Here is a 19,655-nt window from a genome sequence, read left to right on the forward strand (position 1 = left end):
TTTTAAACAATATCTTATACCTACCTCTTAGGCTCACTTCCGTATACTATAACAAAGGAATTAATTTAAAAAACTAAACATTTTCATTATGGAAAAAGATGTGTTAATTAAAGAGATAAAGGATAATGCATTTGCAAAAGATCAGTTATTAGAGTTATTGGAAGACAATGATGAATTGATGCTTGAAATACTGGAAACAATACTTGACGTAAGTGATCGAGATCTTGTTTTTAGGGAAAAAGTTCTTGACAAAATTTTCGAAACTTCGTATTTATCAAGACAATTGGAAAGAGAAAGAAGACCTAAAGAAAATGGCCATGGGAGCTGCTGCAAAAGCATGTAGTTGCCAATGATTTAAGCCTTTCACGGCTAGTAAACCAATATTCTAGAGAATCCATCTTTTAAAAAAAGCCCTGTTGGTACTATTTTTTTAAGTAACTGACAGGGTTTTACCGCTTTATAATTGAGGTATGAATATTATTAAGGTTAAAAAGTTTAAATAAGACCAGTACAAAACATATACCAAGAGACTGTAATCTCAAACTCCAAGTTCTAAAGCTTGGAATTTAGTTTTAAATTTTATAAGTATAAGACATGAGTACACAAGAAAAAGAAAGCCTAAAAGAAAAGCATTAAGACAATTTAAAAACGGAGAGCTCCTATTTTGGTAAAGATGGAGCGTTTGCTCCCATGCTGAAAGAGTTTTCGAAGCAGCTCTTGAAGCGGAGATGGAAGGTCATCTTAGCAGCGATGAATCTGGCCGTGAGGCTGGAAATAAGCGTAATGGTAGCGGTAGGAAGACTGTCAAGAGCAGTCATGGTGAAGTTGATATCGAGACACCTCAAGATCGGCTATGTTAGCAAAGCTTCCAGCCCCAGATTATTGAAAAGCGACAACGTATCCTGGCAGACAACCTGAGAAGCAAATCATTGCTACAAAATGGTTTAGGTAACAGCCTACGGGATATTCAGGATCATATTTCTGAGATGTACGATACGGATCTCACCCATGTTCTCAGCGAGATCACTGACCGGGTTGTACCAAAGGTAAAGCAGTGGCAGAGCCGTCCTCTGATTCGGTATATTGTATTGTTTGGCTTGACGCGATGTACGGCGGTCCGGGAAGAGGGAAAGGTCCAACACAAGGCGCTGTACAATGTGTTGGGTATCACCAAGAAGCAGGAAGGAGATCTTAGGGAATGTATATTTTGAAAGCGAAGGAGCCAATTTCTGGCTACAGGTACTTACAGACCTAAATAATCGTGGTGTCAAAGACATCTTAATAGCCTGTACCGACAACTTGACCGGCTTTACTCAGGCCATTCATTCAATTTTCCCAAAGCCGACATCCAACTCTGTGTGGTCCACCAGATCCGTAATAGCCCTGGGTATGTGGCCAGTAAAGAGCAAAGGTCTTGCGGAAGGGATTCAGCCTATGCCTACCAGGCTGATACTAAAGATCAGGCAGAAACAGCTCTCTATTGGACTTGGAGGAAAATGGGAAAGAAATATCCAGTGGTGATTCGTTCCTGGAATGATAACTGGGACCGATTGAGTACCTACTTTGAGTATAGTCAGCCCATAAGACGACTGATCTATACCACAAATACCGTAGAAGGCCACAGACAAGTACGGAAGGTAACCAAGACCAAAGGTTTCACTGATATGGCCTTAATGAAGCTTGTATATCTGGTCACTAGGCGGATTGAGAAAAAAGTGGACATCACCTTTGCAGAATTGGGGCTTAGCCAGTCCAGCAATTAGCTATTAGATTTGAGGGACGATTAGAACTGGATCTGAACACAGAGACCTAAAAAATAGTGAATCTTCCCCTTCGGGGGGCTAGCCCCCCGAAGGGAAGCCAGACTTGAGTTGCTAACACTCCCTATACCAACAGAGAAAGAAGCCTCCCCTTCCACTAAGTGTTCCTACTACTCTATAATTTTTTGACTAAATCCCTTCAGACAGTATTGGATAGCATGTTTAAAGTCCTTTTAAATAAAGAAACACCTATAAACGCAGTCTCTAAAACGGCATTCTGCCTTGCTCGCAAGAAGCTTGAATATATGTAACCAGAATTCAAAATCGTCCAAATTATTCGTTTATACATTCCTATTCCTTGAGTTAAAACGCATAGCCTTTAATTTGACAGTTTCTAAAGCTTATTATCCAAAAAAGCTTGTCAGAATCACCCATTAAAATTCAACGTATCAGCTCGAAAACTACCTGAAATTTGTTAATCAAAAAAACCAGGTGCTTTGAATACTTGTGAATTATTGATATTGTAAGGATAAATTTAATATTGTCACAATTTGTTATTTCATCAGTTCATTATGTCATTATTGATTCCCAAGCTCTGGTTTGTTTTTTATTGATTTTTCAGCATTTTCTTCGATTCCAGTTAAGGCCCTGATAGCATCTATGGTCTCAGGGATAACAATGGCTTGGTTATTTACCATGTAAGCACAATAAAGTCCTTTACCTTCTACCTTTAGTAAATCCTTCCAAATAGCCACTTCATACATATCTCCCCATGGTCTGCCCATATCGAGATACTTTTTTTGATCGTATTATTGGAAACCAACCCATCATTATAGTTTATAAATGTGATCCTTGATGAGGATTGAAACGTTTCTATTATCTCTTTTTTTCAACTTTTTTGGTAAGGCGTATATTCCAATAATGCATGTGGCTGTGATTTTTTGGTACTCTCACTGCCATCGTTACTACATTCAATTCGGGATCTACGGTTTGGGCATCATGTCCCTGAAGGCTTGGAATTTTTTTCAGGTATAAGTGTATTCATGACTCCTCCTAAATGACTATCCCATCGATCAGTAGATCTACGAAGTAAAATTCCGCTTGCATTTTTCAATAGTTTCACTTTTTTTAAAGCAGAAAGTGTTCTGATTATAGAGGTTGCGTTGCAGGACACAATCCTAGTACTTTCTCGGTTTAAAGCAGAACTGTAATTGCTTTCAGCGTTAAAAGAATGGTCTGTAGTCTCATGCTTCTCTCCCCCTGAAGAATAAATTTGACTTTCATGGCTTTATAGATTTTCGCATTTTTAGTTGCTGTTTTTTAGGTGTACAATCAACAACTAAATCAGCTTCATTTAAAAGGTCTTCCCTGTTACCAGATAGCGGAATTCCTGCATGTTCCATGTAAGATTTAGCTTCATTTGTGGCCGCATAAATAGCAAATCCTTTGTTTACCGCGGCTTTAATACGCCAATCGCTAATCACATCACAAACCCCAATCAATTCCATGTCATCTTGAAGTGCAGTGGCATCCGCTACTCTTTTGCCTATTACACCATATCCTAAAAGTGCTATTTTTTTCATGGGTCTATAATAAATTTTAATTTATCACTTGTTATTTTGGGTTAGAAACGCTCACTTGATTGGTGATAAAATGGGTTCCGAATTCCCAAGGTGAATTTCATCACTATTGAGATTTATTTGAGTTTTGAATATTTTTCAGATTTGAAAAACCGAATACCACCACTACAAAACTTTGACCTATCTCCATCATCACTAAAATTTTGGCAGGGGTAGTTATTGGCACAATGTCACCATAACCGATGGCCGCAAATGTTACCACGCTGAAATAAAACGTCTCGAATAAATACTCGAAGTAATTGAAGCTTTCAAAAGGTTTAAAGCCCTTAAAAGAAGATGGATTGGCAGCGACCAGACAGGTAAAGTCTGCAGCATAGGAGAAAATAATGAGCATAACCAGCAGCCCGAAAATCCAGAGAAGTTGCCCGAAAGAATGACATTGTTTAATGGACTTATTGACCTGCCTGAAGGTGAAAAATGTAAAGTAACCGCTCTTAATAAAAGTGAGAAAGATAACAATATAAGGCACCCAACTTAGTGCATGATCTACAAACTGCATAAGATACACGTACACAAGCGCTACTATCGCAACCAACAAAAGAGCCGGACGCATTCGTTTAAGCAGTTGTTTTAAGAAATTACCCGTGTTTATTTTATAAGTCATCATGTATCGTCAGTTAATCACCTGAGCTGCTTTTCCTGATTGTCGAAGAATAATTACACCTATCACACCGGCAAGTACTGAAGCAAATAAAATGGTCAGTTTGGCAATGAATGTATATTCCTCTTTTTGAAAGGCCAATTCCGTGATAAACAGTGACATGGTAAAGCCAATGCCTGCTATCATGGCTACTCCGGAAATGTGTCTCCAGGAAACCTCTTGCTGCAACTCTGCCAGCCCAAGCTTGACTAAAAGCCAACCGGCTCCTAAAATCCCGGTAAATTTCCCTACCAAAAGGCCAAACGTAATACCCATGCTTACCGGGTGACTCAAAATTTCAATTATATCCCCATGGATATGAATACCGGTATTGACCAGGGCAAATATTGGTAGAATGAAAAACCCTACTATGGGCGCCAGGTGATGCTCTATCTTTTGCAAAGGAGTTTCCGCGTCATCTGATTTTTGTTTGATTTCTTCCAAAATCCCAAGTTGTTCTTCCGAGATGAAATTGCCCTTGATGGCTTTTGTTTCTAAAAATTTTAGATGAAGCTTTTGAAGGTTTTTCAGGTAATCCTCTTCCTTGATTTTGACCCTGCCGGGAATCGTAAAAGCAGTGAGAATACCTGCAATCGTAGGATGTACTCCTGAGAAGAAAAATGCCAGCCAAACACCTCCAATCCCGATAAGTGCATAAAACCAGGCTTTACGAACTCCAATATAATTACCGCCAACCAATAGCAGTATGAACAGTACACCGTGAAGTAAATCCACATAAGAAATACCGGAAGTATAGAAAATAGCAATGATGAGTACGGCACCAAGGTCATCAACTATGGCTAGTGCTACCAAAAAAACTTTGAGCCCTGCCGGTACACGATCTCCCAATAATGAAAGCACTCCAATGGCAAAAGCAATGTCTGTAGCCATGGGGATACCCCAGCCGTGCTCTGTAGGGGTATTTAAATTGAAGATGAGGTAAATGAGTGCCGGAACGACCATGCCGCCAATAGCTGCTCCGATAGGCAAAATAGCTTTTCTGAAAGAAGACAGTTTTCCTCCTATAATTTCCCTTTTCAACTCCAGGCCTACCTGTAAGAAGAAGATCGCCATTAAGCCATCATTTACCCAAAGTAATAGTGACTCTGACAAAGCAAATTCCCCAACCAAGAGCGAGATTTCAGTGTGAATAAAGTTTTGATATACTTCCCCGAATGGGGAATTAGCCCAGATCATGGCTACCAGTACAGCCAGAAAAATGGCAATCCCTGAAGCTGATTGGTTCTTTACCAGATTATTCAAAGAGTTGTTTAGGCGGGTAATCATTTGGACTCCTCCTTTTCTAAGTCCTTGTTTTTGTACTCCTGGATGATTAGCCGATTGCCTTTGTCATAGGTGAAATAATTCCACACCCAGTTCAGTGCTACCATCAGCTTATTTCGGAAACCGCTAATGGAAAAAAGATGTACTACCGACCATAACAACCAGGCGATATACCCACCAAACCGAAATTTACCCAGATCGGCTACCGCCCTTCTTTTACCGACAGTGGCCAGTGACCCTTTATCCAGATAACGAAATGGTTTTGAATATTCTCTACCCGCAATTCTGTACTTAATCACTTCACCCAGATACTTACCCTGTTGGATGGCCACCTGTGCCACCTGAGGATGGCCTTTGGGTGTTCTTTGGCTGACTACTGCAGCTATATCGCCAATGGCAAAAATATTGGTGTATCCTTTTACCAGCAGGGTGTTATTCACTTGAAGCCTGTTTCCCCGAACAATACTTTCTTCTCCAATACCTTCAGGAAAATCTCCTGTTACCCCGGCAGTCCAGATCAGATTCCTAGCGTAGAGTTTCTTTCCTGAATTTGTTGAGACAGCCGATCCATCATAATGTTCTACTGCTTCCTCAAGCATAACCTGTACGCCCAGCCGGGTCAAATATTTCAGTGCCTTTTCTGAAGCTTTGTCAGACATGGATGCCAGCAATTGATCACCTGCCTCCAGCAGATAGATATCCATTATTTCGGAGGAGTATTCCGGATAATCTCCCGGTAATATATATTTCTTGAATTCTGCAAGGGCACCTGCCATTTCAACCCCGGCAGGGCCTCCACCCACTATAATAAAATTGGTGAGAATGTCTTTTTCATGTTCATCACAGGTGATAGCTGCCTGCTCCAGGTTCTGGATCATGGTATGGCGAATATTCAGGGAATCCTGAATGCTTTTCATGCCCAAGCTCCACTTTTCAATATCGGTCAAGCCAAAAAAATTGGTTTTAGTCCCAGTGGCTATAACCAGGAAATCATAGTCAATGATACCTTTATTGGTTAATACCCGGTTTTGTTTTGCTTCTATTTGCTGAACTGTGGCGTACCTGAATATTGTATTTTTATTACCACTGATTTGTTTGCGAAATGGGAATACGATGCTATCCGGCTCCAGGCCACTGGTAGCCACCTGATAAAATAGTGGCTGGAATTGATGAAAGTTATGTCTATCAACCAGCACAACCTGTATCCTACTTCTCTTTAATGCCTTAGCAAGAGCAAGTCCCGCAAAGCCTCCTCCAATAATGACAAGCCGGGGCATATTGGTTTCCGGTAAGCAAACCATCTCATCTGTATTACAATATTCATTCATAAACATGCATTTTTAAAGGGTGTTCTTGCAATTTTTGCCAGTACAGATGCTCAAACAGGCTTGACAAATACATGCCAAAGGTGAAAGCAAATAGAAGTTCTTCCAGGGGTACTCCCAATATGAGTATATGCGTCAAAGCATCCAGGTTCCAGTAGAGGTTCACATACTCGGGGAAAAATGGTAAGATACTACCGAAATAAATAAAGTACAACAGGGTAAATAGAAAACCACCGATCCATATCTTGCCTTTAAGATCAGGGCGACAGTATAAGGTGGCAATTGCACCGGTAAACATGGCTATAATGCCACAATAAATATGGTTTAAGCTGGTGAAATAAGCCAGGATGAGAAATACTACCGGAGGAACAAACAAGATATACCGATGCATCCGATGGCGTCTATGCGTGCGTTCTGATGGGTGCATTTCAACGGTTACTTTTTTAAAAACCAACTGATATAGCACTGACCCTATGCCCCCAATCGCAAACGAAAAGATCAGGCTTTCAATATCAAAACCTGTGCTTTTAGCTAAATCAAAAAGTGAAGGAGGATTCCAATATTGAGGAACAAATAATGGTTCTGTCAGGCCAAAAGGCATAGTGATGAGGCTCATTTTGAGCATCACCTTTCTATAATCTTTTCTAAATAAAAAGATCATTCCCCATACTGCAAGAATGATCAAAGACCAAATCAGCCATACATAGTCTATCATCCTTACTAAATCATCGGTATTTTTTATTAAAAGATATATTGTAGACCGTAGCTATGAGTGCGCCAAATAACCAGCCCAGTATGAACATTTCTACCAGTCCGATGAGTGCTTCGGTCCAGGGTACGTCCATTCTGATGATGGGGCTGGTGTCAAGTCCGTGGAGCAAACTGTTAAAAAACAGGATGGTACCTTCACGGCCTACAGTGGCCATCAGTATAATACAGCCCAGGTAGAATACCACACCTGCTACCCCCCAAGCCAATGCGAATTTTTTAATGTTGATGTGTTGCATGATCGTTTTCGTTTTTGGATTGATTTTGCTGGCTTCCGTCATGTCCAGAATGGTCTCCATGACTTCCCAACATAAATAGGTGGCCCACAAAAAATACAATGATGAAAATAAATAGCGAGTTAGTTCCATTAAAGCCGAAAACCGGCAATAAGAAGAGCAGCAGGAAGATGCCCAGGCATCCAACCAGCATCCATATCATATGATTATTTCTCATAGTTTAGTATTTTAGTGGTGACCAGGATGAATATCTACTCCCATATTTTTTATTTCTCATCATTGTTTCTTTGTCCATCATGCCTTCTTTGTGCATCATGTCCATCATCTGTCCCATCATATTGGGTTTACCTTTCATCGTGGTCATCATGTGGGCACACATGGACGAATCCGAGTCAGCCATGTTCATCATTTTGGTCATCATACTATGCATCATATCAGGCTTATCTTTCATCATAGTCGTCATTTGATCATTGTCCGACATCATCGCATTCATCATCTGCTCATTGCCTTTCATCATCATTTGGGTATGATCATCCTCCATCATTTTGGTCATCAATTGTTCAGCGTATTCATGATCGGAAATGATGGTATTAAATATTTCATTTCGGGTGTCATCATTCTCTAACATTGTGCTTACATCCTTCTGTTGCTGACAGGCAGATAAAGCCGCTATCAGTAAAGTGAGTGTCACCACTGTTTTTAACATATTTTTCATATCGTTATCGGTTAAGGTTAATACTTAGTATAGGTATATCGGCATGGTTTGCCAGGTTTTCGGTAATGCTCTTTCCTATCAGGTTAAAAAAGCCGGTCCTCCCATGTGTAGTTAATGCAATAAGGTCAGCATTTACAGATTCGGAAAACTTTAGAATGCCGCGTTCTTCATTTAGCGAATTGTAGATGTTGGTGGTGCAGGTTCCTCCGCGAGGACAGGTTTCATGAAAAGCATGCATTTTCTCAAGGCTCCTGTCCGTCTCCTCAAATGAAAACGGCACATTGACATAAAGAAGATGCATATTGGATTCGTTGAGATCAGCGAACTTCACCACTGTCTTGAAAGGTTCTTTGACATCTTCTTCAAAATTGGATGCAAAAACCACATTGTTAACGGGCCACTTAGACTTTTCTTTGATGATCAAAACGGGTACAGTAGCATCTCTTAGTACCTTTTGCGCATTCGATCCGATAAACATTTCTTTTGCACCCGATGCACCATGCGAACCCATGACGACAAAATCATGATGGTGGAATGGGATATGTTTGAGAATTTCCTCTCTACCCACATCAAATACGAGAAACTGTTTGCCCTTCAAACCTTTGGTTTCCACTTTATTTACCAGCTTATTAAGCTCGCTCTTCGCATGCCCGATTTCCTTTAATGTTTCGGGAAATCGCTGCTCCTTCTCCTTATCAAGTTTAACCCACGGCACAGGCGTGATTTGTAGGTGCAAAAAATAATTTCCGCACCTGATTTTTCTGCTATGGCAATGGCAATATCTGCCGCTCGATTAGCTGTTTCTGAAAAGTCGGTAGGTACTAAAATATTTTTCATAAGTCTCTGTTCTCCAAGTCGGGTTCTAATGATTTTACTTTGACCATCTCACTAACCTCTGTGATATAAATAATGCCGTCCCCTGAGTGGGCTGTTTTTCCATTTTGATGTATAATCTCTAGTGCTGTCTTCACTTCCTTATCTGGTAAAACAACTTCCAGTTTTGCTATTTTAGCATGTGAAAATGGGTGCCTCAAAGACGGAAAATCCTTGCGCTCATCCGTGTAGTGCCCTGTTCCCTCTCCTTCAAAGACGGTTAGGCAACAAATTCCTTCTTGACGCAAATGATTTACAATATCAGGTAATCGATTCGGCCTGACGAAAGCTTTTATTTCCTTCATTTTAACAAGGTCTTTTTTATGTCTTCATATTCTTCTTTACTGATTTCTCCTTTAGCGTACCTCTTTTTCAAAAGATCCAATGGAGTTTCCTTTTTCGTTTTTTGCCCTGGTATTTCCCAGGGCGTTGCAAAATCCAAACGATAAAAATCACCCAAATCACCCACCAGATGATGTGCATACCGCCATAATGTCCTTCAAACCAATGCATAATATTTATTTTTAAATTTTATTAACTTTTAAAATTACAGTATCAAGCCACTAAGGACTTGCACTTATTCAAATTTAGCATATTGCCCCGCTCTCTTTTTTGAAATCTTGACTTTGATGTATGATATTCTGCTATCAAAACATCAATAGCTTAGTGGTTATAATCACCCAGGATCATAACTGTACCCATACCTACTACCCTCAATCCGGCCATTACAGGAACCCTTCATTTACCACGAAAAAGTCCGGGTCTGCCCCCTAGAGCCATACTGAATTTTTCAGGATTCTTCTTAAATACCTGGAGACATTCTTCACTGTTGAAGTAATACATCTCATCATTATTTGAATACAGAAGTGCTGCATTTACGTCAACGCTATTCTCACAAACAGGATCAGCATGTTTCTTAGATGTCTGGTGATGATGACCCACCGAGCAGGAGGTATTTATGATCATTGTAAACCACGCCAAAGTATATAATATTGCTTTTCTTAAGGTTAACATGACCTATACATTTTGTAAGACATCGAGTAATTTCTGGCGAGTATTCAAAGCCACTATTTCAAGTTCTTCATTGGCAATTGCCTGCATAGAGCTTATCGGGTCTACAACTGACACCTCGATATGACCATCCATAAGATCCTGCACAAACACATTACAGGGTAACATGGTGCCTATTTTATCTTCGGCCTTTAATGCTTTAAATGCGTACTCGGGATTACATGTCCCTAATATCTTGTAGGTATTAAAATCAATGTTAAGTTTGTGTTTCATAGTTTCCTGAACATCGATCTCGGTTAATACTCCAAAACCCTCTCTGCCCAATTCTTTAACCACATGATCTACTACATCCTGAAAAGAACTGTTTTTAACAAGTTTACTGTGATAATACTCCATGAAAAATTTTAATAAATTATAGTGTTAGATCTAATACCAACTGGTGAATATGTACTTTAATATTTTTGCTTTCCGAAAGCCTGTTTTGAAGAAATTCTGCACTAACCTCAAATGTTAACCCAAGCACACATTTGAGGTGTGACCCTCCTTCAATATGTTCCAGGGAACCTATTCCACTTATTGGCAGATCTGACGTTTTATAGTTAAGGGTTGCCCTAAACTCAAAAGTTTTAGGTGAATGCTTGCCTGTATCTATCTTATCTTCACCTTCACCACTTTTTGTGATGTTCAGCTGCCCCGCCAATATAATTTTAGCATCCTCCATAGAGGAAATGACGCGTCCAGAGAATCTACACCGGAATACAAAGAATTGGCGGGAAGGGTCATTTTAAAACAAGCCTCTTTGTAACCCAGTTCTGCAATAGTTCTTGAGAATGCAGGTTGATTACAGAGTCACCAACTGGAACAATCAGCAACACACGGCCATTAGCTGTATGATATAAATCCTGAGCTTTTGCCATATTTACGCTAAAGAAAATCATACATATAATAGCCAATGTGTAAAGTATATTCCTTGTAAAAGAGTCATTTCCCCTTTATGACCGAAATGTTAAAATTGGTTTGATTCATAGCTTTTCTTTTTATTCAGTCTTTATCAAAAATAAGTGGATTAATGCAGGATCCTTTTTCGAAATCTTGTCTTTATTGTATGAGATTAAGGTTATCATTTTCAACCCATTTTTTCGCCAGACCCATCTCTCAACTTGTCAGAAAGTCTCCTGAACAAGGCCCTGTTTTGAAGGTTGCTTTTGTCAATGAGTAGTCCTTTCAAACCATCTTTTGTTTCGATCCCATAAATAACAGACTTACCTGCTGCATCTTCATTTTCATCAAACCGGTAGAACTCTGAAATATTCAATTCCTCAATTTGAAAGCTGGCACACAGATCCTTACATTCCAGGCAATCTTCCTTCCTGTTGAAATTATAGGTGTAGCCTTTTTCTCTTAAGTCGCCCAGTGCTTCAGATAAGTTCTTGTAGTACCGGTTCTCGTTTTTCATTACTTCTTTATAATCAGATACAGAAAGACCGGTAACACGCTTAAATTGACTGGATAGGTAATGGACGGAACTGTATCCGAGCTTAACAGCAATCTCACTTAAGTTCAGTTCATCATACTTTATCAGTTCTTTCACCCTGTCCACTCTTTTGTTTATGTAGTAGGTCTCTATCGTAAGCCCCTCAATTTTTGAAAAAAGCTTGCTAAGAAAATTGTAGTTTTTACCTATTTCGTGTGCCAGAAAATCAGACAACATCACCTCTTTGGTAGATTTTTCAAGGATTTCTATATAGTGTTGAATTCCAAGCTTAATCTGTTCCATCAGGACTTCTTCTTTGTCTTCAATTAGTTCAAATCCATACGAATTTAATCTGCTGGCTATTTTTTCCTTGCTAAGATTATCTGGCACTTGGATAGCAACATACCCAAGCCGTATCGTTGAAATTAATGCTCCAAGTTCCTCTAATTCATTTTGTACAACCAAAATACATCTTGGGCATACCATATTTTTTATATTAAGAATTAATGTTTTCATCTGTTCAATGGGTTAAACTGAAAATATGCAATCGCCAATATTACTCGTGCTTAAATCACATTAAATCAACAAATTCCTTGCTGTTTTCCTGTGATTGCAATGCCGCTCCATTCAATACTAGGAAGGCTATTACGAATACGATTGCATAATTCGAGTTAATCTTTTTCTAATTCTGAATAGAATCCAGTGATCGCGAAAGTCTATAACCGGTCAAAATTATATTTTTCATTCACAAATGAATGTTTTTAACGATAACTTAAGGCCGAAAATACTTTGCTCTGCATAGAAAAAACGGTTAAGAATAATTGAATAAATTTAAAAATGACGGCAAAGTTTCCGAAACAGGATAACGCAGACTTCACCACCTACTTAACAGATGAATGCTAATTGAGGAAGGATTGAATAAAAATACGAATATGGATACCACTTAAAGGTGGGGGCAGATTCGTAAATAAAAATGGAAGTAATTGTTGATTAAAGGTTTTTTCTTTAAAATTTATTGCAAAAACCTGATAAAACATGTGAAAGACAGGAGTCTCCACAGGCAGTTCTCTTATCTCATATTTGATCAACGAAGCATATAGGTTTTTCACTTCTTCGTCACAGCACTCGTCTTCCTCGCTACCATCATCTGGCTGACTATCTTCGTGATGATGATCATTAGCCACATCATATTGCTCATGCTCCTGGTCTTTTATAGAATGATGATCCGCTTCTTTAACAAAAGTAGGGTAATTTCCCCAAGAAATTAATCCAAAATCACAAAGGGCATCGCAAACAAACACACTTATAAACCCAGCAAGAAGCAGGGTTATCACAATTTGTTTTATATTATGCAATTTCTTTATCAAAACAAAACCGTTGGGCATTAAATAATTATAGCATAAAGATCGTGAAAATCAGGTATAAATCAAAAGATGAAAATTATGTAAAAACATGATTATTGTCACTGTTTCGAAGCATTATCCTTCAATGACTATGACTTTCTTCTAAATCAAGGAAATTGCCTTGGGGTCCTACCGCTTCTATATGTACCAATTGAGCCCCATAATGACCTGCACGTGACACAGAATAGCCAGATACAATAAGAAAAAGGCAACCACTACAACGGCCCAGCGTTTTTGTTTGAAGATAAACTGACTGATGATTTGTGTCACAAAACCAATTATACTTAAGTATATGGTCCAATCGGCCCATAAATCATGCTGTGCGAGCACTTGCTTGGCATGCAAGGTTAAATCATGGGTATGTGGGTGAAAAGTTCTTCCCGAAAGATAGGCTCCCAGTGCACCAAAAAAACAAGCCCGGTGATTACCCAATCTATTTCTATTTTTAGAAAAAAACATTCACAAAGGCCAAAATAGCACCAATTAATAATAATACTATAGGAAAATGAACCATGAGCGGATGCAGATTTGGGAAATCATTCAAACTCGCAGTTAGTTTTTTTCCTCATTTAGGATAGTCCTCTCCTCTGGTGTATCTATAGAATGTGAATCGTTTACTAGCCTTTCAGCGTTGATGGTGTCTTGATGAGCATTTTCCTCATGCTGCTCGCCATCATGGGCCAAAACTGTAAAAAGCGTAAAAGTTAAAAATATTATGGTCCAAAACTTCTTCATATCTGTTGTATTTTATTTACTTATAAATATACCCTTTTTTATAAGTAAGCCCTTTACAAAATCCCATTTAAAATGTATAATATTACTACCTATCTACGACTACCTGGCATTTATTTGGATTCACTTGCCCATCTTAAAATTTCTTCAATATAAGCTCCTTGATCCACTCTCAATCCATTTAAATTACCCTCTTTTATACTACTGGTCTAGGCCCCTTTAAAAGGACAATTTGAGAAGAAAGCTGTAATTTTCAATACATTTCTATTTGATTAAGATGCCAACCATCACTTTTTAATAAATTCTGAAGTTGTTTTCTACGTTTCTTTACCGAATCTTCTCCTTCATTTTCACTATTGCTTTGAACTTTAGGAATAAATGCCTCCCCCATTGAACTTAAATAATTATCAATAGCCTGATTGAGAGGTTTCAGTTTATTTAATGGTTGAGTAGGATCATTTTGAAGGGAGGTAAGCATTGCATTTAGCTCCCACAAGCCAACCGAAAAAGAAGCTTTTTTATCTAAACTATAAAAGTAATGCACCACAGGGTAGGCCAAATGATTCTGATTATGTTGGTTGATCCTATTTCTTATGTTATCTGTGTTTTCATATAAGCAGTTTATCCTTTCATCATAATTATCAAGCCCCATTATGTCGGTAATAGAATGTGCAAGTGACCTTTTAAAAATAACAGCAGAAGACACAGAGATAAGATAGGTCATAGCAGTGGTGATAAAAATAAATCCGGAAAAAGGAAAGAATGCAATAACTATTTGCCAAGTAGACGAACCAGGCTTAAAGTCTCCATTGCCCATAGTAGAAAGTACGTACCCACTGTAGTAAAATTTATCTGAAATAGAAGCCATTTCATGAGTAGAAGTGTTTACAACTGAATCGCTATCGCTTACAAGAAGTAAAAAACCAAGCCACAACCCACCAATCCACCATATAATAAGAGAGAGAATTACCGAAACCCCAGAATAATTAAGCACTTCCCTATTCTTCAGCAAACGGCTTAATTTTAGAAATACTGTCGATATTAGGGCTGATATCATCGATGAAACAAAACCTGCTCCACTTATGGATAGAACTGTAATGAAAAAATCCCATATAATTATTAATAGAAGCAATATTGCAAAAAACAGTATAATTATATTCATCTTCGTTTAATTCTAAATTTTAGTTAAACAAATAGTTAAGGAATGTTCCCATTAGTTTCAAAAGTTGCGTTTATAACTTTTTATGTAAAATATCACTATCAAAAGGATATAATTTGCTTAACAAAACCGTTTCTCGCTCATTCACCTTCCTAGCAATCATAGCTTTGGAAATTTGTTTTATATTTTTGATTCCTGAGGCTCCCAATAATTCCTTCAATCCATTAATTGTATTTTTATGATAATTTGCCACTTTTTGCTTTTTATCACTGATTACGAGTGAAGCAACACGATCAGCCTTCATTGTAGTGATACCCGTAGGGCAGGTATTGAGATTACACTTCAATGACTGTACACATCCAAGGGCGAACATCATTCCTCTTGCACTGTAGCAAGCATCCGCACCTAGTGCCAAAACTTTAAATATATCAAATGATGAAATAATCTTCCCACTGGCAAATAATTTTATTTCTTTTCTTAGACCATACCTAATCAATGTTTGGTTCGCCAAATGAAGGGCTCCATCTAACGGGGAACCAACCCAATGTAATGAGTCCACATTTGCTGCTCCTGATCCCCCTCCCTCCATCTATAGAAATAAAATCAGGAAATTTATTTTGATAAGAAAAGGCTTCTATCATAGAATTGAAATCAGATTCTCTTCCTATGCAGAGCTTAATTCCTACAGGTTTTCCCTTAGATAATTGGCGGAGTTTATCCAAAAAGCTAATTAACTCATCGTTTGTTGAAAAAGAACTATGGTAGGCAGGAGAATGAATTTCTGTATGTGCTTTAATTCCCCGGTATTTAGCTATCTCATCAGTATTCTTTTTGCTGGTAAAATTGCACCGAAACCGGGCTTAGCACCCTGTGAGATTTTTACTTCAATCATTTTAACAAATTCATTTTGACAAATCTGTTCAAACTTTAAATCTTCAAAATCTCCATTTTCACCCCGGCAGCCAAAATAACCAGTACCAAACTGGAAGATGAGGTCTGCCCCATATTCGTTATGATAGGCTGTTAGGCCTCCCTCTCCAGTGTTTTGAGCGAAACCACCAATCTTTGCCCCACCATTTAAGGCAAGCGTTGCGTTCTTGCTTATGGAGCCAAAGCTCATCCCTCCTATGTTTAGAATACTGCATAGATAAGGTTTTTTACACAGTGAACTGCCTACATTTATTCTAAAATTCTCTTCAACATTTTGTTCTGGATATTGTGCATGAAGCATCCACTCTCGCCCAAATCTCTTATATGAACTTTGTGTACCAAAAGGTTGACTTATCAATTCATTGGATGCACGCTTGTAAACTATTTCCTTCTGAATCCAATTAAAGGGTTTTCCTTCAGTTCTATTTAGAAGCAGTACTTCCTGCAATACATGTCTTTGTTTTTCGAGGAAATTAGATAGTCTTCCGAACAATGGATAAGTTCTTCGAATGGTATCGCCCCTTTGAAAAAATCAATAGTACCCAAAATAATAAGGGGAACAATTAAAAGTGCGAGCCACCAATGATAGGGCTTCCAAATGATTAACAGGACGATAATCAGCAGGAAGATAATAGTTGTAGGAATAAAATATTTTCTCATGGGTCAAATTATCAATTTTCTCTATTATTGCTATTCGTTTTTAAAAGCCATTTCTCATAAAAGAAAACTAAAAGTAGGAAAATCACAGCTACAGCAATTAAAAATAAATCGGTATTACCTTTGTTCCATAAAAAAGCACTTAACACCACAAAGTCCAAGACTATTGTTGTTAAAAGAATGGCTCCATTTGCTTTAATTTCTTTCCTTAAGTGTTTAAATACGCCCCATTGAATAATTACATCCATAATCAGGTACAAAATTGCCCCTAAAGAGGCAATACGACTCAGATCAAAAAAGATAGTGAGCACGATAGCTATTACCACAGTATAAACCAACATGTGTTGCTGGACGTTACCAGGCATCCCAAAGTGACGATGAGGAATCAGTTTCATGCTTGTTAACATTGCTGTCATCCTGGAAATAGCGATAATGGCAATCCCCACGGTAAACCACAAGCCATACTTTCCAAATGCAGGTTTTGATGCTTCCGCCAAAGAGTAATCTTTCGCCTCAATTATTTTAGGAACCGAAAGGTTTATGGATACTGCAAAGGCTACCAACAAATAAACCACTGTGCAAATTATGAGTGAAATCACTATGGCCCTACCTACATTTTTGTGGGGTTTTACAATTTCTTCTCCACTATTGGTAATGGTGGTAAAACCTGCATAGGCAAGAATGGCTAAGGCCAATGCACCCAAGTAGTTAATCGTTGAATAATCGTTTGAAACACCTTTTGGTACAGCTTCTGAGAGTGAAAAGCCTGCTACCCATAATCCCCCAACAGCAAAAATAACGATACCACCAATTTTAACAATGGCCAGAATGAAGGAGACCCTATCGACTACTTTATTACCTAATATATTGATAATAAATACAATCACTAACAAGGAAACCCCTAAGGTAGGGATCCATAGGCTATTTTTACCCACATCAAATAACTGAAGTGTGTAAGAACCGAAAGTTCTAGCTACCAAGCTTTGGTTGATAATCATTGCAAATGCCATTAAAAGAGCAGCAAATGCAGTTGTTAATCCTTTCCCATAGGCTTTATTGAGGTACATGGCGATTCCACCAGCTGAGGGATAGGCGTTTGACAATTTAATATACCCATAAGCACTTAAACCCGAAATAATTGCGCCTACCAAAAATATGAAGGGGAACAATGCACCGGAGAGTTCCGCCACCTGCCCCAATAAGGCAAAAATGGCTGCTCCAATCATAACCCCAGTTCCAAGCGAGATAGCGCCTGTGAGTGATAGGCTGTTATTCTTATATTTACCCATTATAGAAATAAAAATCTTTTCATGAGTATCACTTTCCTTGAAGGCTTCCTTGTACAGGCAACCCTAAAGTAATCCAGTCATGCATTCCTCCTCTGTAGTACAAAATCTTGTTAGCTGGATAACCTGCGCTTAAAAGGTTCTTTATGGCTGTCGATGATTGTGGGCATTGCGGACCATTACAAAAAATATAGTGGGATTATTTTCATCTAACTCATCCATTCTTTCCACTAACTCGTCATAAGGAATGTATTTTGAACCCGAAATGCTCACCGCACCGGTAGTATCCGGTTTTCGGACATCAATAACGGGCAGATCCTTTTTTTGGTGATGATGTACTTCCAGTTCCCCAACGGTAAGCACACCCTGGGCAACCTGCATTGGCTGAATACTGCACCATGTAGTATCAACTTCTACTAAATCAGGTTCCGTACCTATCTTATTGGGAATCATATGATTTTTTGACCTTTTAGGAGTTCTTATTTCTGTTATGTCCATTTTTCTCTTAATGCTTTTATTAATTAATTCTATTCAGAACATGACTATGGTTTATTGCTGTTCATCATTTCATGCCAGGCACTTATTTTTCCAGTTCTGTTTTTCTTTCTTCAAACTCCGCTTTGTCAATTTCTCCTTTGGCATAGCGGTTTTTGAGTGTCTCCATCGCTGAATTATTATTAGTGTTACCGTCATCAGTAGTGCCAGTATTCCTTTGAAATATGCCACCTTTGCCCAGCGCCACAATTAAAACTACCACGAGTATTGTCCCGATGATCCATCCGTACATCATAATTTGTGTGTTTTAAGTGTAAGTAATACAGGGAAACCTGAGTGAATGACAGGCTTCCCGATTGAAATAGATATAAAACCCTATTGATTAGGATTATCAGATTTTCCTTTTTTCTTTTTATCCATCATTTCATGCCCTTTCATCATTGAATTCTTATCCATAATACCTTTGTCGTGCATCTTTTGCATCATCTTCTTCATCATGTCCGGGTTATCCGTCATTTTCTCCATCATCTGGTCGTGATGCTTTTCCATCATTTCCTTCATCATCATCTTTTTCATGGACTGGTCTTCCATCATCTGTTCCATCATTTGCTTTTTAGCCTCCTTGTCACCCATCATTTTTTCCATCATCATCTGCTTCTTTTCTTTGTCAGCCATCATCTGTTGCATCATCATCCGGCCTTCCTCCTTATTGCCCATCATATCTTTCATCATCATCTTTCGGTGCTCCTGATTTTGCATCATTTGCTGATGCATGGCCTTCATCGCTTCAGGGTTGCCGGAGAGTTTATGCATAAATTTGTTCATCATCTGCTCATCATTCATGATGGCAGCAAAGACCTCTTCCTGCTTGTTTTCCTTTTTCATCATTTTCTCTACGTTTTGCGCTTGCAAAGCGGAGCTTAATGAAAATAAGAGCAGGGTAGCAATGGCTAATATTTTAGTATTCATAATTTTTATTGTTTAATGGTCTATAATTTATTTTTAATCTGGGATGGATTGTACCTGAGCCTGCAATATTGTCCCATTTCTTCGTTCATGTCCATCGAAGTGGTATCGCTCATCATGTGTTCGTCAGACTGCCCATCCTCATGCATGTGATCATTATCAGCTTCCATCGTTTCAGTTTGTTCATCATTCATCATGTCGCCATGATTCTGATCCGCATTTTGACTATGATTTCTACAGGAACTGCTAAGAGCTACCATTATTAAAAGAGTAAAAATAATTGATGATTATTATGTTTGGC

At 38.5% G+C, this 19,655-nt stretch carries 26 protein-coding genes and 2 pseudogenes; 2 read left to right on the forward strand and 26 right to left on the reverse strand.

Features of this window, described 5'->3' with window-relative positions:
• Nucleotides 1–88: 88 nt before the first annotated feature.
• Together WG932_RS06785 and WG932_RS06790 are read left to right on the forward strand one after the other, a co-directional pair.
• Nucleotides 89–343 carry a hypothetical protein gene (locus WG932_RS06785; protein ID WP_041934829.1) on the forward strand — a complete coding sequence of 85 codons (255 nt, stop codon included), beginning with the start codon at nucleotides 89–91 and terminating at the stop codon, nucleotides 341–343.
• Between the two features lie 385 nt (nucleotides 344–728).
• Nucleotides 729–1,763, forward strand: a pseudogene (locus tag WG932_RS06790) (IS256 family transposase).
• A 575-nt stretch (nucleotides 1,764–2,338) separates the two neighbouring features.
• Here WG932_RS06790 and WG932_RS06795 read toward each other — a convergent pair.
• The 26 genes and pseudogenes from WG932_RS06795 to WG932_RS06920 all read right to left on the reverse strand — a co-directional run bounded on the left by WG932_RS06795 (nucleotide 2,339) and on the right by WG932_RS06920 (nucleotide 19,614).
• The gene (locus WG932_RS06795; protein ID WP_483087432.1) at nucleotides 2,339–2,545 is read right to left on the reverse strand and encodes a hypothetical protein; all 207 of its coding nucleotides are present in this window, start codon (nucleotides 2,543–2,545) and stop codon (nucleotides 2,339–2,341) included.
• Nucleotides 2,546–3,040: 495 nt separating this feature from the next.
• Nucleotides 3,041–3,343: a hypothetical protein gene (locus WG932_RS06800; protein WP_483087433.1), complete on the reverse strand. Its 303-nt coding sequence runs from the start codon at nucleotides 3,341–3,343 to the stop codon at nucleotides 3,041–3,043.
• A gap of 103 nt (nucleotides 3,344–3,446) precedes the next feature.
• Nucleotides 3,447–4,007 carry an ion channel gene (locus tag WG932_RS06805; protein ID WP_339905789.1) on the reverse strand — a complete coding sequence of 187 codons (561 nt, stop codon included), beginning with the start codon at nucleotides 4,005–4,007 and terminating at the stop codon, nucleotides 3,447–3,449.
• A 6-nt stretch (nucleotides 4,008–4,013) separates the two neighbouring features.
• On the reverse strand, nucleotides 4,014–5,303 hold the full coding sequence (gene nhaA / locus WG932_RS06810) for a Na+/H+ antiporter NhaA (RefSeq protein WP_483087434.1): 1,290 nt from the start codon (nucleotides 5,301–5,303) through the stop codon (nucleotides 4,014–4,016).
• Between the two features lie 20 nt (nucleotides 5,304–5,323).
• Nucleotides 5,324–6,652: an NAD(P)/FAD-dependent oxidoreductase gene (locus WG932_RS06815; RefSeq protein ID WP_014022538.1), complete on the reverse strand. Its 1,329-nt coding sequence runs from the start codon at nucleotides 6,650–6,652 to the stop codon at nucleotides 5,324–5,326.
• Nucleotides 6,645–7,364, reverse strand: coding sequence for a lycopene cyclase domain-containing protein (locus WG932_RS06820; protein ID WP_014022539.1), 720 nt, complete (start codon nucleotides 7,362–7,364; stop codon nucleotides 6,645–6,647). Before WG932_RS06820 ends, WG932_RS06815 begins: the two co-directional genes overlap by 8 nt.
• A gap of 10 nt (nucleotides 7,365–7,374) precedes the next feature.
• Complete coding sequence (locus WG932_RS06825; protein ID WP_244874476.1) at nucleotides 7,375–7,716, reverse strand: DUF5676 family membrane protein; 342 nt, start codon at nucleotides 7,714–7,716, stop codon at nucleotides 7,375–7,377.
• A 157-nt stretch (nucleotides 7,717–7,873) separates the two neighbouring features.
• Complete coding sequence (locus WG932_RS06830; RefSeq protein ID WP_483087435.1) at nucleotides 7,874–8,368, reverse strand: hypothetical protein; 495 nt, start codon at nucleotides 8,366–8,368, stop codon at nucleotides 7,874–7,876.
• Nucleotides 8,369–8,372: 4 nt separating this feature from the next.
• Entirely contained in the window at nucleotides 8,373–9,083 is a 711-nt protein-coding gene (locus WG932_RS06835; protein ID WP_483087436.1) for a universal stress protein, read from the reverse strand.
• Nucleotides 9,029–9,205 carry a universal stress protein gene (locus WG932_RS06840; protein ID WP_483087437.1) on the reverse strand — a complete coding sequence of 59 codons (177 nt, stop codon included), beginning with the start codon at nucleotides 9,203–9,205 and terminating at the stop codon, nucleotides 9,029–9,031. The genes WG932_RS06835 and WG932_RS06840 overlap by 55 nt, the downstream gene beginning before the upstream one ends.
• Entirely contained in the window at nucleotides 9,202–9,489 is a 288-nt protein-coding gene (locus WG932_RS06845; RefSeq protein ID WP_244874477.1) for a P-II family nitrogen regulator, read from the reverse strand. Before WG932_RS06845 ends, WG932_RS06840 begins: the two co-directional genes overlap by 4 nt.
• Nucleotides 9,490–9,542: 53 nt before the next feature.
• Entirely contained in the window at nucleotides 9,543–9,710 is a 168-nt protein-coding gene (locus WG932_RS06850) for an SHOCT domain-containing protein (RefSeq protein WP_483087438.1), read from the reverse strand.
• A gap of 269 nt (nucleotides 9,711–9,979) precedes the next feature.
• The gene (locus tag WG932_RS06855) at nucleotides 9,980–10,207 is read right to left on the reverse strand and encodes a YHS domain-containing protein (protein WP_157466845.1); all 228 of its coding nucleotides are present in this window, start codon (nucleotides 10,205–10,207) and stop codon (nucleotides 9,980–9,982) included.
• Nucleotides 10,208–10,258: 51 nt separating this feature from the next.
• The gene (locus tag WG932_RS06860; RefSeq protein ID WP_014022547.1) at nucleotides 10,259–10,648 is read right to left on the reverse strand and encodes a DUF302 domain-containing protein; all 390 of its coding nucleotides are present in this window, start codon (nucleotides 10,646–10,648) and stop codon (nucleotides 10,259–10,261) included.
• Nucleotides 10,649–10,664: 16 nt separating this feature from the next.
• On the reverse strand, nucleotides 10,665–10,973 hold the full coding sequence (locus tag WG932_RS06865; RefSeq protein WP_014022548.1) for a hypothetical protein: 309 nt from the start codon (nucleotides 10,971–10,973) through the stop codon (nucleotides 10,665–10,667).
• Nucleotides 10,974–11,378: 405 nt separating this feature from the next.
• The gene (locus tag WG932_RS06870; RefSeq protein WP_339902986.1) at nucleotides 11,379–12,242 is read right to left on the reverse strand and encodes a helix-turn-helix domain-containing protein; all 864 of its coding nucleotides are present in this window, start codon (nucleotides 12,240–12,242) and stop codon (nucleotides 11,379–11,381) included.
• Between the two features lie 383 nt (nucleotides 12,243–12,625).
• A complete protein-coding gene (locus WG932_RS06875; protein ID WP_483087439.1) occupies nucleotides 12,626–13,081 on the reverse strand; it encodes a hypothetical protein in 456 nt (151 codons plus the stop codon).
• Between the two features lie 186 nt (nucleotides 13,082–13,267).
• Nucleotides 13,268–13,561, reverse strand: coding sequence for a hypothetical protein (locus WG932_RS06880; protein ID WP_483087440.1), 294 nt, complete (start codon nucleotides 13,559–13,561; stop codon nucleotides 13,268–13,270).
• Between the two features lie 120 nt (nucleotides 13,562–13,681).
• A complete protein-coding gene (locus WG932_RS06885; RefSeq protein ID WP_483087441.1) occupies nucleotides 13,682–13,864 on the reverse strand; it encodes a hypothetical protein in 183 nt (60 codons plus the stop codon).
• Between the two features lie 250 nt (nucleotides 13,865–14,114).
• Nucleotides 14,115–14,873, reverse strand: a complete 759-nt coding sequence (locus tag WG932_RS06890; protein ID WP_483087442.1) for an ion channel — start codon at nucleotides 14,871–14,873, stop codon at nucleotides 14,115–14,117.
• Nucleotides 14,874–15,093: 220 nt separating this feature from the next.
• Nucleotides 15,094–16,251, reverse strand: a pseudogene (locus tag WG932_RS06895) (glutamate synthase-related protein).
• A gap of 370 nt (nucleotides 16,252–16,621) precedes the next feature.
• Nucleotides 16,622–17,896: an APC family permease gene (locus WG932_RS06900; protein ID WP_014022554.1), complete on the reverse strand. Its 1,275-nt coding sequence runs from the start codon at nucleotides 17,894–17,896 to the stop codon at nucleotides 16,622–16,624.
• 141 nt (nucleotides 17,897–18,037) lie between these two features.
• Nucleotides 18,038–18,391 carry a rhodanese-like domain-containing protein gene (locus WG932_RS06905; RefSeq protein WP_483087443.1) on the reverse strand — a complete coding sequence of 118 codons (354 nt, stop codon included), beginning with the start codon at nucleotides 18,389–18,391 and terminating at the stop codon, nucleotides 18,038–18,040.
• Between the two features lie 82 nt (nucleotides 18,392–18,473).
• Nucleotides 18,474–18,683, reverse strand: coding sequence for an SHOCT domain-containing protein (locus WG932_RS06910; RefSeq protein WP_014022556.1), 210 nt, complete (start codon nucleotides 18,681–18,683; stop codon nucleotides 18,474–18,476).
• An 80-nt stretch (nucleotides 18,684–18,763) separates the two neighbouring features.
• Nucleotides 18,764–19,357, reverse strand: coding sequence for a hypothetical protein (locus WG932_RS06915; RefSeq protein WP_014022557.1), 594 nt, complete (start codon nucleotides 19,355–19,357; stop codon nucleotides 18,764–18,766).
• Between the two features lie 20 nt (nucleotides 19,358–19,377).
• Entirely contained in the window at nucleotides 19,378–19,614 is a 237-nt protein-coding gene (locus WG932_RS06920; RefSeq protein WP_014022558.1) for a hypothetical protein, read from the reverse strand.
• Between the last annotated feature and the right edge of the window lie 41 nt (nucleotides 19,615–19,655).

This window comes from Cyclobacterium sp. SOCE241 (assembly GCF_056867545.1).

Bases quoted from the DNA above. Each gene is read 5' to 3' on its own strand.
- WG932_RS06785 (WP_041934829.1), top strand. From the start codon at position 89: ATGGAAAAAGATGTGTTAATTAAAGAGATAAAGGATAATGCATTTGCA.
- WG932_RS06795 (WP_483087432.1), bottom strand. From the start codon at position 2,545: ATGGGCAGACCATGGGGAGATATGTATGAAGTGGCTATTTGGAAGGAT.
- WG932_RS06800 (WP_483087433.1), bottom strand. From the start codon at position 3,343: ATGAAAAAAATAGCACTTTTAGGATATGGTGTAATAGGCAAAAGAGTA.
- WG932_RS06805 (WP_339905789.1), bottom strand. From the start codon at position 4,007: ATGATGACTTATAAAATAAACACGGGTAATTTCTTAAAACAACTGCTT.
- WG932_RS06815 (WP_014022538.1), bottom strand. From the start codon at position 6,652: ATGAATGAATATTGTAATACAGATGAGATGGTTTGCTTACCGGAAACC.
- WG932_RS06820 (WP_014022539.1), bottom strand. From the start codon at position 7,364: ATGATAGACTATGTATGGCTGATTTGGTCTTTGATCATTCTTGCAGTA.
- WG932_RS06825 (WP_244874476.1), bottom strand. From the start codon at position 7,716: ATGGAGACCATTCTGGACATGACGGAAGCCAGCAAAATCAATCCAAAA.
- WG932_RS06830 (WP_483087435.1), bottom strand. From the start codon at position 8,368: ATGAAAAATATGTTAAAAACAGTGGTGACACTCACTTTACTGATAGCG.
- WG932_RS06840 (WP_483087437.1), bottom strand. From the start codon at position 9,205: ATGAAAAATATTTTAGTACCTACCGACTTTTCAGAAACAGCTAATCGA.
- WG932_RS06855 (WP_157466845.1), bottom strand. From the start codon at position 10,207: ATGATCATAAATACCTCCTGCTCGGTGGGTCATCATCACCAGACATCT.
- WG932_RS06860 (WP_014022547.1), bottom strand. From the start codon at position 10,648: ATGGAGTATTATCACAGTAAACTTGTTAAAAACAGTTCTTTTCAGGAT.
- WG932_RS06865 (WP_014022548.1), bottom strand. From the start codon at position 10,973: ATGGAGGATGCTAAAATTATATTGGCGGGGCAGCTGAACATCACAAAA.
- WG932_RS06870 (WP_339902986.1), bottom strand. From the start codon at position 12,242: ATGAAAACATTAATTCTTAATATAAAAAATATGGTATGCCCAAGATGT.
- WG932_RS06885 (WP_483087441.1), bottom strand. From the start codon at position 13,864: ATGAAGAAGTTTTGGACCATAATATTTTTAACTTTTACGCTTTTTACA.
- WG932_RS06900 (WP_014022554.1), bottom strand. From the start codon at position 17,896: ATGGGTAAATATAAGAATAACAGCCTATCACTCACAGGCGCTATCTCG.
- WG932_RS06905 (WP_483087443.1), bottom strand. From the start codon at position 18,391: ATGGACATAACAGAAATAAGAACTCCTAAAAGGTCAAAAAATCATATG.
- WG932_RS06910 (WP_014022556.1), bottom strand. From the start codon at position 18,683: ATGATGTACGGATGGATCATCGGGACAATACTCGTGGTAGTTTTAATT.
- WG932_RS06915 (WP_014022557.1), bottom strand. From the start codon at position 19,357: ATGAATACTAAAATATTAGCCATTGCTACCCTGCTCTTATTTTCATTA.
- WG932_RS06920 (WP_014022558.1), bottom strand. From the start codon at position 19,614: ATGGTAGCTCTTAGCAGTTCCTGTAGAAATCATAGTCAAAATGCGGAT.